Origin of the sequence: Comamonas trifloxystrobinivorans (genome assembly GCF_043359985.1) — a bacterium.
GTDB classification, from domain to species: domain Bacteria; phylum Pseudomonadota; class Gammaproteobacteria; order Burkholderiales; family Burkholderiaceae_C; genus Comamonas; species Comamonas trifloxystrobinivorans.
Genome location: NZ_JBHZGV010000019.1, coordinates 48,799 through 63,170, shown reverse-complemented (window position 1 = coordinate 63,170; position 14,372 = coordinate 48,799). Strand labels below are relative to the sequence as shown.

The window sequence follows — 14,372 nt, the reverse complement described above, 5'->3', positions numbered from 1 at the left end:
CCGCAAGCCACGCTGGCCCGGCTGCTTACAGCGGCTTGGCTACCGGTTTTGCCTGCAACCCTATAATGGAAGATTCGCGCCCGCACTGGCTAAGCACAGCCTTGGCGGCGGGTGCCACCACCGCTGCACACCATGAGTACACCCACATTCACCGTTGCGGAAATCCGCAAGAGCTTCCTGGATTTTTTTGCATCCAAGGGCCACACCATTGTTCCGTCGAGCCCGCTGGTCCCCGGCAACGACCCGACGCTGATGTTCACCAACTCCGGCATGGTGCAGTTCAAGGACGTGTTCCTGGGCACGGACAAGCGCCCTTATAACCGCGCCACCAGCGTGCAAACCTGCCTGCGTGCAGGCGGCAAGCACAACGACCTGGAAAACGTCGGTTACACCGCGCGCCACCACACCTTCTTCGAGATGCTGGGCAACTGGTCGTTTGGCGACTACTTCAAGCGCGAATCGCTCAAGTGGGCCTGGGAGCTCTTGACCACGGTCTACATGCTGCCGCCCGAAAAGCTGCTGGCCACCGTCTATGAAGAAGACGACGAAGCCTACGACATCTGGACCAAGGAAATCGGTCTGCCCCCCGAGCGCGTGATCCGCATCGGCGACAACAAGGGCGGCCGCTACAAGAGCGACAACTTCTGGATGATGGCCGACACCGGCCCTTGCGGCCCTTGCTCGGAAATCTTCTACGACCACGGCGCCCACATCGCCGGCGGCCCTCCCGGCAGCCCCGATGAAGACGGCGACCGCTTCATCGAAATCTGGAACAACGTGTTCATGCAGTTCGACATGTTCGAATCGCGCAATGAACACGGCCTCACCCGCGCCCAGGCAGATGCTCTGGAAGCCGATGCCCGTGCCCGCAACGCCAACTACAAGGTGGCGCAAGAAGGTGAGACCTGGCAGTACACCGAGTTCGACGCCAAGAAGCTGCCCGCTCCTTGCGTGGATACCGGCATGGGCCTGGAGCGCCTGGCCGCCATCTTGCAACACGTACACAGCAACTACGAGATCGACCTGTTCCAGGCACTGATCAAGGCCGCCGCACGCGAGACGCACATTGCCGATCTGGAAACGCCTTCGCTCAAGGTCATCGCCGACCACATCCGCGCTACCGCTTTCCTGGTGGCCGATGGCGTGATCCCGTCGAACGAAGGCCGTGGCTATGTGCAGCGCCGCATCATCCGCCGCGCCATCCGCCATGGCTACAAGCTGGGTCAGAAGACGCCGTTCTTCCACAAGCTGGTCAAGGATCTGGCGCTGGTCATGGGCGATGCCTACCCCAAGATCCGCGAGCAAGAAGCCCGCATCACCGATGTGCTGCGCGTTGAAGAAGAGCGCTTCTACGAAACGCTGGCCCACGGCATGGAAATCCTGGACAGCGCACTGGCCGGTGGCGCCAAGGTGCTGCCCGGCGATGTGGCCTTCAAGCTGCACGACACCTACGGCTTCCCGCTCGACCTGTCGAACGACGTGGCCCGTGAGCGCGGCGTGACCGTGGACGAAGCCGGTTTCAATGCCGCCATGGAGCAGCAAAAGAACCAGGCCCGCGCAGCCGGCAAGTTCAAGATGGACCGCGCACTGGAATACACCGGCGCGGCCAACAGCTTCACCGGCTACGACAAGCTGGCCGAGCCCGCCAAGATCGTGGCGCTGTATGCCGAAGGCACGAGCGTGAACGAACTCCAGGCTGGCCAACAAGGCGTGGTGGTGCTCGATACGACGCCTTTCTACGCCGAATCCGGCGGCCAAGTGGGCGACCAGGGCGTGATCAGCGCTGTGGGCGGCCGCTTTGCCGTGGAAGACACGCAAAAGATCAAGGCCGACGTGTTTGGCCACCACGGCAAGCTCGCTTCGGGCAGCCTGAAGGTGGGCGATGCAGTAGAAACACAGGTCAACACTGAGCTGCGTGCCGCCACCATGCGCAACCACTCGGTCACCCACCTGATGCACAAGGCCTTGCGCGAAGTACTGGGCGAACACGTGCAGCAAAAGGGCAGCCTGGTGAACGCCGAGCGCACCCGTTTCGACTTTGCGCACAACAGCCCGGTGACCGACGAGCAAAAGCGCGAGATCGAAAAGCGCGTGAACGCCGAAATTCTGGCCAACACCGACACGCAAGCCCGCGTGATGGACATTGAAAGCGCCCAGAAAACCGGCGCCATGATGCTGTTCGGCGAGAAGTACGGCGAAACCGTGCGCGTGCTCGACATCGGCACCAGCCGCGAGCTGTGCGGCGGCACCCACGTGCACCGTACTGGCGACATCGGCCTGTTCAAGGTCGTGGCCGAAGGTGGTGTGGCCGCTGGCGTGCGCCGTATCGAAGCCATCACGGGCGAAAACGCACTGGCTTACCTGCAATCGCTGGAGTCGACGGTCGACGAAGCCGCCGCCACTTTGAAGGCTCCTGTGTCCGAGCTCAACCACCGCATTGGTGGCGCGCTCGACCAGATCAAGGCGCTGGAGAAAGAACTGGCCCAGCTCAAGGGCAAACTGGCATCGAGCCAGGGCGACGAACTGGCCGGCCAGGCGGTTGATGTCAAGGGCCTCAAGGTGCTGGCAGCCGTGCTCGACGGTGCTGACGCCAAGACCCTGCGCGACACCATGGACAAGCTCAAAGACAAGCTGGGCACGGCCGCCATCGTGCTGGCCGCTGTCGATGGCGACAAAGTGCAGCTGGCTGCCGGCGTCACCAAGGACAGCATTGGCAAGATCAAGGCCGGCGAGCTGGTCAACTTTGTAGCCCAGCAAGTGGGCGGCAAGGGCGGCGGCAAGCCCGACATGGCCATGGCCGGTGGCACCGATGCAGCCGCCTTGCCCAAGGCGCTGGCTGGCGTTCAAGCCTGGGTGGCAGAGCGCACCTAAAACCCGCTAGCTCCCTTAGCCCCTGGCACAAAACCTCCTGCTTCTGCAGGAGGTTTTTTTTCGCCTGCTCACTGGGAACTAGGCCCGTATGGCCTGGTTGTACTTGATGCCCTAAGCCGGGTAGATTTGCTTTATTTCAAATATTGGTACTACCAATAAATTGCATAAAACCAGGGTAAACCCGTTGTTTAAAGGATTTTATCGCTCTATATAATCCGATCCGCTGTCTTGTAGAGTGCATTGGTTGTACCAATATCGCTTGCTACGCCACCGCTTTAGGACTCCTGGCTGTTGGTGGCGTGGTCGGCAAGCACAGCGTTTCAAAAAATGGCACGGCAGCCCGCAAGCGGGCCAGCGCAGTGCGGCAAACATGTCAGGAGATCGAGGCAATGCAAGCAATCTGGTCGCAGAACTACGACCCGGCGGGTAACGTGTGGGTGTCCGCCCTGGTGGCGCTGATTCCCATCATCTTTTTCTTCATCGCGCTAACCAAACTGCGGCTCAAGGGCTATGTGGCGGGCAGCATCACGGTGTTGTTGGCGCTGGCCGTGGCGCTGCTGTTCTACCGTATGCCGTTGGCCAACGCGCTGGCATCGGCGGTGTACGGGTTCTTCTACGGTCTGTGGCCTATCGCCTGGATCATTGTGGCGGCGGTGTTTTTGTACAAAGTCTCGGTCAAGACGGGGCAGTTCGACATCATTCGCTCGTCGATCCTGTCGGTCACCGAAGACCAACGCCTGCAGCTCATTCTGGCGGGCTTTTGCTTTGGCGCTTTTCTCGAAGGCGCAGCTGGTTTTGGCGCGCCCGTGGCCATTACCGCTGCGCTGCTGGTAGGCCTGGGCTTCAAGCCGCTGTACGCAGCCGGCCTGTGCCTCATCGGCAATACTGCGCCAGTGGCCTTTGGTGCCATGGGCATTCCGGTCATCGTGGCAGGCCAGGTCTCGGGCATCGATCCCATGGCCATCAGCCAGATGGCAGGGCGCCAACTGCCTTTCATGACCATCATCGTGCTGTTCTGGCTCATGGCCATCATGGACGGCTGGCGCGGCGTCAAGGAGACCTGGCCGGCAGTGCTGGTGGGCGGCGGCAGCTTTGCGCTGGTGCAGTTTCTTACGGCCAATTACATCGGCCCCGAGCTGCCCGACATCACCTCGGCCATCGTGGCGCTGATCGTGCTGACGGCCTTCCTCAAATTCTGGCAACCCAAGCACATCTTCCGCTTTGCGCCTGAGCCGGGTTCTGCCGCCGCTGCGCCGCAGACCGCTGCCAAGCCTGTGCAACTCACGGCGGGCGTGGTGCTCAAGGCCTGGTCGCCTTTCATCATCCTCACCGCCATGGTCACCATTTGGAGCATCAAGCCGTTCAAGGCCTTGTTTGCTGCAGGTGGCGCTCTGGCCAACACGGTGGTGAATATTCCCGTGCCACTGCTGCACAACATCGTGCAAAAAATGCCGCCGGTGGTGGCAGCGCCCAGCCCTTATGGCGCGGTGTACTCGTTCAACTGGTTGTCGGCCACCGGCACGGCCATATTGATTGGCGCTGTGCTGAGCATTCTGGTGCTGCGCCTCAAACCGGCAGTGGCCGTTAAAACCCTGGGCGAAACTTTCAAGGAACTGGCATTGCCGATCTACTCCATCGGCATGGTGTTGGCGTTCGCCTTTGTGGCCAACTACTCGGGTCTGTCGTCCACCTTGGCGTTGGCGCTGTCGCATACGGGCAAGGCCTTTGCTTTCTTCTCGCCGTTCCTGGGCTGGCTGGGCGTGTTTCTCACCGGCTCGGACACCTCGGCCAACGCCTTGTTCGGCGCCTTGCAAGCTACCACGGCAGCGCAGCTCGGCTTGCCCGAAGTTTTGGCCGTCACAGCCAATACCACGGGCGGTGTCACTGGTAAGATGATTTCGCCCCAGTCGATTGCCATTGCCTGCGCGGCTGTGGGCTTGGCGGGCCGGGAGTCGGATCTGTTCCGCTTCACCGTCAAACACAGCCTGGCCTTTCTGGTCATCATCGGCGTCATCTGTACGCTGCAGGCCTATGTGTTTCCGGGGGTGATTCCAACCCACTGAAAGCTAGAACAAAACATGTCTGCCCCGCGCCTGTCCGATCGAGTGGCCCAGCAAGTGCTGGACCTGATCCAGACCTCCTCCCTGCAAACCGGCGACAAGCTGCCGACCGAGCGGGCGTTGGCCGAGCAGCTGGGCGTCTCGCGCACCGCGCTGCGCGAGGCGATCCAGCGCCTGGCTAGCCGGGGCGTGCTGGAAAGCCGGGTTGGCGCGGGCACTTATGTCTGCACGCCAGTGCTGCAATGGCACGAGCAAGCGGTAGCCCCTTTGGCGCCGCTGATGCGCGACGATCCGCAGTACCGCTACGACGTGCTGGAGACGCGCCAGATCATCGAACTCAGCACCGCCTGGTACGCAGCGCAGCGCGCCACCACGCAAGACAAAGACCACATCCGTCGCTGTTACGACGAGTTGCTGCGCCACCAGCTCAGCCAGGATGCGGCCAGCTCCGCACGGGCCGACGCACAGTTCCACCTGGCCATTGCCGAGGCCTCACACAACGTGGTGGTGGTGCAGGTGATGCGCAGCCTGTTTGAAATGGTGCTCAACACGGTGGCGCAAAACCGCCGCCTGATGTTTGTGCACGACGATCCCAAAGTGCTGGAGCGCTTGACGCTGCAACACCACGATCTGATGCAAGCCGTGGTGGCTGGCGAGCCGGAACAGGCGCGCGCGGTGATCACCGAGCATCTGTCCTTTGTCCACGAAAAACTGAGCCAGGCCGATGCCGACGCTGCCCGCCAGCAGCGCCAGGGCCGCCTGGCCGCAACCGGATTGACTTTCTCATGATCATCTCCTCCACCACCGACTACCGCGCCGCAGCGCAAAAACGCCTGCCGCCTTTCTTGTTTCACTACATCGACGGCGGCGCCTATGCCGAAAAAACCCTGGGCCGCAACGTCAGCGATCTGGCCGATGTAGCGCTGCGCCAGCGCGTGCTCAAAGACATGAGCCAGCTCGACACCAGCATAGAGCTGTTTGGCGAAAAACTGGCGCTGCCCGCAGTGCTGGCGCCGGTGGGGCTGCTGGGCATGTTCGCCCGCCGTGGCGAAGTGCAGGCGGCCCGGGCGGCAGACAAAAAAGGCATCCCCTTCACCATGTCCACGGTGTCGGTTTGCCCCATCGAAGAAGTGGCGCCCAAAATCAAGCGCCCCATGTGGTTCCAGCTCTACGTGCTGAAAGACCGCGGCTTCATGAAAAACGCTTTGGAGCGCGCGCAGGCAGCCGGCGTCTCCACCTTGGTTTTCACCGTAGACATGCCCGTGCCTGGCGCGCGTTATCGCGATGCGCACTCGGGCATGAGCGGTCCCAATGCCGCCATGCGCCGCTACCTGCAATCGGTCACCCACCCGCGCTGGGCGCTGGATGTGGGCTTGCAAGGCCGGCCACACACCTTGGGCAACATCTCCACCTATCTGGGCAAAAGCGTCAGCCTGGAAGACTACATCGGCTACCTGGCCGCGAACTTTGACCCCTCCATCTCGTGGAGCGATCTGGAATGGATCCGCGATTTCTGGAAGGGCCCCATGCTGATCAAAGGCATTCTCGACCCCGAGGACGCCAAAGACGCCGTGCGCTTTGGTGCGGACGGCATCATCGTCTCCAACCACGGCGGCCGCCAGTTGGATGGTGTGCTGTCGTCGGCACGCGCCTTGCCGGCGATTGCCGACGCAGTCAAAGGCCAGATCAAAATCCTGGCCGACTCCGGCGTGCGCAACGGCCTGGACATCGTGCGCCTGCTGGCCCTGGGCGCCGACTGCGCCATGATTGGCCGCGCCTTCATCTATGCACTGGCTACCGATGGCGAGGCCGGCGTTGCCAACCTGCTGAACCTGCTGGAGAAAGAAATGCGCGTGGCCATGACCTTGACCAGCGTGAAAAACGTGGGCGAGATTACCGGCGACTTGTTGGTGCGTGGCGGCTGATCAGCTGCTTTCCACGACTTGAACAGGGGCCGCTGATGCGGCTCTTTTTTATTGCTCGCGTATCCCTTTGGGCACCAAACAGCCGCCTTGGCTGGTGAAGTGGGCAGCCAAGACAGAAACTGACCAAGGGGTAGACGCAAACTTCTGGCGGTTTGATTGGGGTTGGCATTGCCCCAACACCGTGCAGCTTGCATGTCGCAGCCAGTAGCCAGTAGTTCACAAAGTCAGCCAAACATGCACTTTGCGCGGAAAGCTGAGCAGCACGCGTTCAGTTCAATGCTTTTTCTTGCTGCATTCGTTTGCCAATTCGGTTTGTCAAATGCGGCAAAGCTTGACATAGATTGATGGCTGAAATGGCAGGCTTGCCTATATTTAGATTAATAGCATTAATTAATCGAGGGTTGTAGTGTATCTGCTTTTGCGGTAGATACTTTTTGAAAGACGCTGCTCAAGTGAAAAATACACGGAATCCTAATAGATATTTGGTTATTTATGAAGCATATTGTTTACTATGTTCTTGGATTGTTGGTGGTTGTGCTATTTATGGCGGTGGGGGAGGATGATTCTGGAAAGACTGACGAGGAAAAGTTAGTTCATGCGATCATGACGAATAACATCAACAAGGTCAGGTACATGGTCGATGGGAATTTGGTGGGGGTGAATTCAATTATTAGTATTGAATATCGTAAGAGGCCAATTCATGTGGCTGCTTATTATTCGCGTGATGAAATAATAAAATATCTAGTTGACCGAGGTGCTGATATCAATGCGATAGATGGAGCCGGTGGAAAAACTGCGCTTAGTGTGGCTATTTGGAAAGGATATGAAAGTACCGCCATTTTGCTGTTGGACCTAGGGGCGGACCCAAAAATTCCCAATGATGTTGGCGTTTCGCCATGTCTAAGGGCAAAACGAGCCGGTATGCAGCGGGTAGTGAATAAGATACCTGATTGTGTTTGACCAGTTTTATTGATGAAATGCTGCTGTATTTCTTATTAAGGTGTATGTAAGTTGAGGGAATGACAGCCATTGAATTTCAATTGATTCTGAAAACAAGTATCGCAATTTAGTGATGTTTTGTGCTGCTTGATTAGATTTGTGGGGATTTTGTGGTGTATTTTTCTGGCTCTAATTTTGTAACTCAAAATATGATGAGGTGCCTTTTTGCATGATAGGGAGATTTTAATGCAAGACGAGTATTTTATTATGGCTTACGATATAAGAGTTGATATGCCACTTGCACATCCGTACACTGTTGACTCCAATGCTTGGCCGCCATATGAGTGGACGGGTTACGATTTTTTCTCAGACATCCCTGGTATGGATTCTTGTTGGTTTAGCAGGGCATTTGTTTTGAATGATCCTGAATGTTACTTGAAAGAGAAAAGAATTAATGTGGTAACTATCATTGCATGTGGTATAGACTTGCCTTCGCTAAGTTCTTTGGCAAAGATGTATTCGAATCCACCAGGCAATATTTCTTTTGAAAAAGAGCAAGATTTGCTCAACAGAGGATGGGTTGTTGCTGGTTTTGATTTGTGCACCTTGGATCTGACCAGTAGTTTGCTGTATAGCCAAGATTATGTAAAGAAACTTCCAGCATCAGTAATTAACAACTATGGGCTCATATCATTAAGAGAAGATGCTTTGGCGATAAATTCAAAATACTCCCCTGTTAATGAATGTGAAATATTTTCTCCGGTAAAGGTTTTATTTAAAGACGTGGTGGTGGGTAATGCATATTTTAGGGAGGCTCTGTAAAACGCCGCAGCACCCACAACCCATGGGCGATTCGCTCATAAAGCAATGGGTCTGGGTGCTGCTGTTGAGAAGAAATCCAAACGCACGCGCAAAGCCGATTGTTTTTATTGCTGCTAACCCGTCGAAGGCCAAATGGGGCCAGAGAAGCTGGAGCTTAAACGTCCAGGGTCTGAGCAGTAATTGAGTATTTTGCGCAAGGCCTGCCGCATGCCCATAGAAAAACGACATCATGCAGGCGGACATGATTTTGGGAAAGCTCGCCCCAATGGAAGCCGCGCTAAAAAATATTGAACTAGTGGCTATTAACCCGAGGGGGATTTTATGAAATATATTAGACGTAAATTGCAACTGGCCTGCATCATGTCCATCTTCGTAACGGGAATTGCACATGCGAGCGAATGGAGTCTTCTAAAAAGTGAATCTTTTATATGCACTTCAAGTAGCAAATTCTACTGGGTAAGTTACGTATCATTAAAAAATGGAGCGCAGAAAAAGATAGTCACCAATAAAGATGATGGATTTCTTTCATTTAAAAATGTGACACTTATGAGTAAATATAACGTTAACGCTGAGCATATTAGGACTTCAAGCGGGGAGGTTGTGGTTTATGCAACTCATTTATTCGAATTTCTAGGGAGGAATACGGATATCACTATTTTGCCAAATGGAAAATTTGATTTCTATATTGTTCACACTTATATGAATAATGAAAAAATTCAATCAATTTCATCTTTTGGGGAATTGAAATACGAGTTTGTTTTTGATTTAAATGATCCAATAGAAATTCAAGGCGATCTACAGGTTCATAAAAAGCCGTGTGCAGATGTTATAAAGTAAGTAATAACCGCTCAGGTGTGAAATCAATCATTTGTTTGAACGGGGAAATATGGAGAGAGAATTGCGACTCTTGTTTGCTTTGGTTCTTTGTCGTTGAGAAAGACTTCGCAAAGAAAGAAATTAACACCTGAATAAAAAATCGCAGCATTCGAGAGTTGATTTTGCAAATTTTCTGGGTTTAATTCGAAATGTTTTCGATTATTGTAGTTGCTATAAGCCTAATGTATTGAAAATAGCTTTTTTATTTTTAATGTTAACTGCAATGCAATCATTGAGCAGTGGTGAATTTAAGCGATTTAGACGATTGACTAAGGAAGCTCCGCAAAACGCCGCAGCGCCCACAGCCCATGCGGCGATCTGCTCATAAAGCAATGGGCCTGGGTGCTGCTGTCGAGAGGCAATCCCAATGCACGCGCAAAGCGGATTTTGTCTATTGCTGCATAGCTTTATCCAAGGCCAAACGCGGTCAGAGAAGCTGTCGTAAAGCGAAGCCCAAACGGCTCTAAGAGCCTAAGCGGTAATTGGGTATTTTGCGCAAGGTCTGCCGCATGCCCATAGAAAAACGACACCATGCAGGCGGGCATGATTGTGGGAAAGCTCGCCCCAACTGGAAGCCGCGCTAAAAAATTATGAACTAATGGCTATTAACCATAGGGGGATTTGATGAAATATTTAAGACGCAAATTTCTAATGACCTGCGTCATGTCTATCTTCGCAACAGGAATTGCACATGCTAGCGAATGGAGTCTTCTAAAAAGTGAATCTTTTATATGCACTGCAAATGATAAATTCTATTGGATAAGTTACGTATCATTAAAAAATGGAGCGCAGAAAAAGATAGTCACCAATAAAGATGATGGATATATTCCATTTAAAAAGGTGGCACTTATGAGTAAATATAACGTTAACGCTGAGTATATTGGAAGCCCAAGCGGGGAGATGGTGGTTCCTGCGACTAATTTGCTTGAGTTTTGGGGGAAGAGCACGGATATCACTATTTTGCCGAATAGAAATTTTAATTTCTATATTGTCCATACTGATATAAGCAAGAGAGAAATTCAATTGATTTCATCCATCGAGAAATTAAAATATGAGTTTGTTTTTGATCTTAATGATCCAATCGAAATTCAAGGTGATTTAAATATCGATCAAAAACCGTGCGCAGATGTTGTAAAATAATTAATCGCCAATTAAATATTTAATAAATCAATTATTTAAATCGAAGAATATGGAGAGGGAATCGCAACCTTCGCTTGTTGTGATTTTTCAAAAGCGATGGATGAAAAGCCGTGTGCGAGATGCAGGCCCTTTGCAAAGCTTCAAAATTCCGTCAAATTTTTGAGACGTTGAAAGCTTGCCTTGGCGAAGTGGCCTGGGGTACGCTGTGCGTTATGAGCGGAATGCCACATGGGGCAATTACTGCTTGCACTGGGTAAAGGAGACGGCCCAGTAATGTTTGGAGTCGCTTCAGGTAAAGCTACCGGGCCGGTGCATCCTACGGGAACTGAGCCGTCTGCGATCAGTGTAGCGAAATAGACGGAAGCAGCCAATAAGATGCGACAGATAGCGTTCTGCATTCCCTAAAAAATTGTACCCTCAATGTGGAAGGCTTGGCTGGTGTAGAAGTTGGAGCGGCCCATGCCTCATGTGTCGAGACTTCTGCTGCCTGCATATCGGTTTTGCAATAGAGGAGCGCCACTTTGGCTGTATCAGCATAAGCGTTAAATGCTGCGAGCCTGCATAAACCAGGCGGTGCAAATATCAATGGGGGGTGTTTGCAATGCCGGTGAGCCGAATTACCGCAAACAGCCCAGGCTGTTTGATCTGGTTGGCCCCAGGGAGCCATCAATACCGGTACTCCTGCCGAGCGCTCAAAGCACTCACGCATCGGCAAGCCTCGCGGGACAACCTGGGGCCAGACGTAATATGTTTGACAGCGATTGGGTTGTCAATGCCAGCAGTTTTATTCTGCTTTACAAAAACTGGATGGATGGTGTGCCGGTTGAAAGGCGGCGACAGGCGAGCGATGGACGAGTGCGCAGTAATATTTCTCTCTTGCTGAGGGTCTGGCCGACAAGTCAGAGCTTATGTTGGCTGCGGCAGGGCTGTAATTACGTGCTATCTTCGGCGCATTCTGACAAGCGGGGACGAGACTCTGGATTAGCCTCGCGGTTCAGGACCCAAGAAGAGAGGAGATTCCCATGTTTCAATTGCGCACTGCCCAGTCTTCTGTACCGGCCAAACAATGGTTGGGTGCCATGGCACTAGGCTTGTTTACCATGCTGGCCGCTGCGCCGGTAGCACACGCCCAGTACGGGCGCGATAGCGAAATTACCTGCGAAAGCGACAACGGCCGCACGCGCGAATGCCGCACGCCTTTCCGCAACCCGGTGGTGAGCCAGACCTTGTCGAACTCGCCTTGTATCGAAGGTCGTACCTGGGGCAACCGGGGCGGCGGCACGGTATGGGTGACCGATGGTTGCCGTGCCCGCTTTGTCGATGCCCGAGGCGGCGGCTGGCAGCAGCCCGACCGCAATGCTGGTTACGGCTCTGCGGTGGTTTGCGAAAGTGACGACGGCCGCACCCGCGAATGCATGGTGCCTGGTAACAGCCGCATGGTGATCTCGCGCCAACTCTCCAACACCTTCTGCCAGGAAGGCCGCAACTGGGGCCAGCGTGGCAACCGCATTTGGGTGACCGACGGTTGCCGCGCCGAGTTTGTGGCGGCTGACGGCCGCGTCAACCCCGGCCGTGGTGGCTTTGGCCAAGGCAGCGAGGTCGTCTGCGAAAGCCAGGACCGCCGCGACAACAGCTGCAACTGGAACGCCCGCTGGGGCCGCCCGCAATTGCTGGAGCAACTCTCGGACGACAGCTGCCGCGAGGGCTACACCTGGGGCTATGACAACCGCGCCAACCGCATCTGGGTAACGCGCGGCTGCCGAGGCCGATTTGGCCGATAAGCTGCGGGCTTGATGTGAGGGGAAAGGCGGCCGAGTGGTCGCCTTTTTCATGGCTGAAAACAAGGCTTAAAGATAAAAGGAGAGGGCCAGGATTGCCCCTCGGCCCACTTCGATGCGGCGCCAGTTGACGAACGCGCTGCACTCCACCAGCGCGCTATACTGGTCAGGGCAGCGGCATTTGAAGGCTTCGACCTCTTGCAACTGCAGCACCATGGTTTGCCCTGGCAGGCAATGGATGTTGCTCATGCCGTCGTCGGGCTCATCCAGGCTGCTCATGCAGTCGATCCAGGCGTTCATGTTGCGACCATAGAACGAAGGGAAGCCGAAGGCCTCAGCAAAAACGCGGTGGAAGGAATCCCAGTCTTCGATGGCGCTGCAATTAATCGTTACTTGCAAGACGGGTGCCGACGGTGTGTTGTTCAAGCCCATCAGGGCACTATAGCGAATCCACCGTGGCTTCTTAACGCCATGCTTGGCCAGAGCTTCCGCCGTTGTGCGGCCTGTGCGTCACAGCACCAAGATCGCCCGAAAGTCATTCACATTGGTGTGCGTGGGGCCGGTGATCAGCAGGTCGCCTAGCGGGGCGAAGAAGCCGTAGGAGTCGTTGCGGTCAAGAAAATGGGTGGGTTTGAGGCCCAGTTGTGCGGCGCGGGCCAAGGTGTCGGGGCTGACGAGGGCGCCGGCGTTGTCTTCCACGCCGTCGATGCCATCGGTGTCGGCCGCCAGGGCCCAGATGCGGGGTTCGGCCTGCAGGGCTTGCGCCAGGCCCAGGCAGAACTCGCCGGCGCGGCCGCCGCGCCCGCGCTCGGTGCCTGGGGTTTGCGGGCGCACGGTAACAGTGGTTTCGCCGCCAGACAATATGACGCAGGGCCGCGCAAACGGCTCGCCCCGGCGCGCTACGGCGCGGGCCAGCGCGGCGTGTACCTTGGCCACTTCGCGCGATTCGCCCTCCATCTCGTCACTCAGCACATGGCAGGCCAGCCCGGCAGCGTGGGCGGCGCTGGCCGCCGCTTGCAGCGATTGTTGGGGCGTGGCGATGAGCTGCACGCTTTGGTTGGCAAAACGCGGATCGTCGGCCTTGGGCGTTTCGAGCGTGCCGCTTTCCAATTGCTTGCGCACGGCGGCGGGCACATCAATGCCGTAGCGGGCCAAGATGGCCAGCGCATCGGCGCAAGTGCTGGGGTCAGGCACGGTGGGGCCGCTGGCGATGACGGAGGGGTCGTCGCCCGGCACGTCGCTGATCAGCAGGCTTACCACGCGGGCCGGGTGACAGGCCACGCCCAGGCGCCCGCCTTTGATGCGCGAGAGGTGTTTGCGCACGCAGTTCATCTCGCCAATATGGGCGCCGCTTTCCAGCAGTTGGCGGTTGATGCCTTGCTTGTCTTGCAGGCTCAGGCCTTCGGCCGGCAGGGTGAGCAGGGCCGAGCCGCCGCCCGAGATGAGGCAGATCACCAGATCGTCAGCGGTGAGGCCTTCGGTCAACGCCAAGATGCGTTCGGCAGCGGCCAGGCCGGCTGCGTCGGGCACGGGGTGCGCGGCTTCTACGACTTCGATGCGCTGCGCCAAACCAGCCGGGCGTGGCGGAATATGGCCGTAGCGGGTAACCACCAGGCCAGACAGCGGCGCGTCTTGCGGCCACAGTTGCTCCAGCGCTTGCGCCATGGCGCCACCAGCTTTGCCTGCGCCCAGTACCAAGGTGCGGCCTTTGGGGCGCTCGGGCAGGTGGGCGCGCAAGCCTTCCAGCGGCAGAGCGCTGCGCACCGCCACCCGGTACAGGTGTTGCAAAAACTGCAAGGGCTGTTGTTGCGGATCGGGCGCTGGCGTGGCGCTGTCTTGGGGCTGGTGCACGTCCAAATAGTGGGCTTGGACGGGAGAGTTGGTGGCGGGGGCGGTCATGGGGCGCTAGCGTGGCAGAAGGCGCGTGCTTTGCCAAGCCTGGCTTGTCCCCTTGGCATGTT

The 14,372-nt window shown here is 56.2% G+C and carries 11 protein-coding genes; 9 read left to right on the top strand and 2 right to left on the bottom strand.

All coding sequences use genetic code 11. From position 1 onward, the window contains the following. The first annotated feature begins 132 nt into the window (after positions 1-132). The 9 genes from alaS (at position 133) to ACFIQF_RS20595 (ending at position 12,414) form a co-directional block, all read left to right on the top strand. On the top strand, positions 133-2,871 hold the full coding sequence (gene alaS, locus ACFIQF_RS20635) for an alanine--tRNA ligase (protein WP_393945524.1): 2,739 nt from the start codon (positions 133-135) through the stop codon (positions 2,869-2,871). 389 nt (positions 2,872-3,260) lie between these two features. Next, positions 3,261-4,934 carry an L-lactate permease gene (gene lldP / locus ACFIQF_RS20630; RefSeq protein ID WP_393945523.1) on the top strand — a complete coding sequence of 558 codons (1,674 nt, stop codon included), beginning with the start codon at positions 3,261-3,263 and terminating at the stop codon, positions 4,932-4,934. Positions 4,935-4,949: 15 nt separating this feature from the next. Beyond that, a complete protein-coding gene (lldR, locus tag ACFIQF_RS20625; RefSeq protein ID WP_393945522.1) occupies positions 4,950-5,720 on the top strand; it encodes a transcriptional regulator LldR in 771 nt (256 codons plus the stop codon). Continuing rightward, positions 5,717-6,856 (top strand): FMN-dependent L-lactate dehydrogenase LldD, encoded by a 1,140-nt coding sequence (gene lldD, locus ACFIQF_RS20620; protein WP_393945521.1) that lies wholly within the window; start codon positions 5,717-5,719, stop codon positions 6,854-6,856. The genes lldR and lldD overlap by 4 nt, the downstream gene beginning before the upstream one ends. A gap of 492 nt (positions 6,857-7,348) precedes the next feature. Beyond that, positions 7,349-7,816 carry an ankyrin repeat domain-containing protein gene (locus tag ACFIQF_RS20615; RefSeq protein ID WP_393945520.1) on the top strand — a complete coding sequence of 156 codons (468 nt, stop codon included), beginning with the start codon at positions 7,349-7,351 and terminating at the stop codon, positions 7,814-7,816. A 225-nt stretch (positions 7,817-8,041) separates the two neighbouring features. Next, complete coding sequence (locus ACFIQF_RS20610; protein ID WP_393945519.1) at positions 8,042-8,617, top strand: hypothetical protein; 576 nt, start codon at positions 8,042-8,044, stop codon at positions 8,615-8,617. 360 nt (positions 8,618-8,977) lie between these two features. Continuing rightward, positions 8,978-9,454: a hypothetical protein gene (locus tag ACFIQF_RS20605; RefSeq protein WP_393945518.1), complete on the top strand. Its 477-nt coding sequence runs from the start codon at positions 8,978-8,980 to the stop codon at positions 9,452-9,454. A 702-nt stretch (positions 9,455-10,156) separates the two neighbouring features. Continuing rightward, the gene (locus ACFIQF_RS20600; RefSeq protein ID WP_393945517.1) at positions 10,157-10,633 is read left to right on the top strand and encodes a hypothetical protein; all 477 of its coding nucleotides are present in this window, start codon (positions 10,157-10,159) and stop codon (positions 10,631-10,633) included. Between the two features lie 1,022 nt (positions 10,634-11,655). Beyond that, positions 11,656-12,414 (top strand): DUF3011 domain-containing protein, encoded by a 759-nt coding sequence (locus tag ACFIQF_RS20595; RefSeq protein ID WP_393945516.1) that lies wholly within the window; start codon positions 11,656-11,658, stop codon positions 12,412-12,414. Between the two features lie 66 nt (positions 12,415-12,480). Here the strand turns inward: ACFIQF_RS20595 and ACFIQF_RS20590 are convergent, their stop codons facing one another. Then, on the bottom strand, positions 12,481-12,843 hold the full coding sequence (locus tag ACFIQF_RS20590) for a barstar family protein (protein ID WP_393945515.1): 363 nt from the start codon (positions 12,841-12,843) through the stop codon (positions 12,481-12,483). Positions 12,844-12,921: 78 nt separating this feature from the next. Beyond that, complete coding sequence (locus ACFIQF_RS20585; protein WP_393945514.1) at positions 12,922-14,310, bottom strand: glycerate kinase type-2 family protein; 1,389 nt, start codon at positions 14,308-14,310, stop codon at positions 12,922-12,924. Between the last annotated feature and the right edge of the window lie 62 nt (positions 14,311-14,372).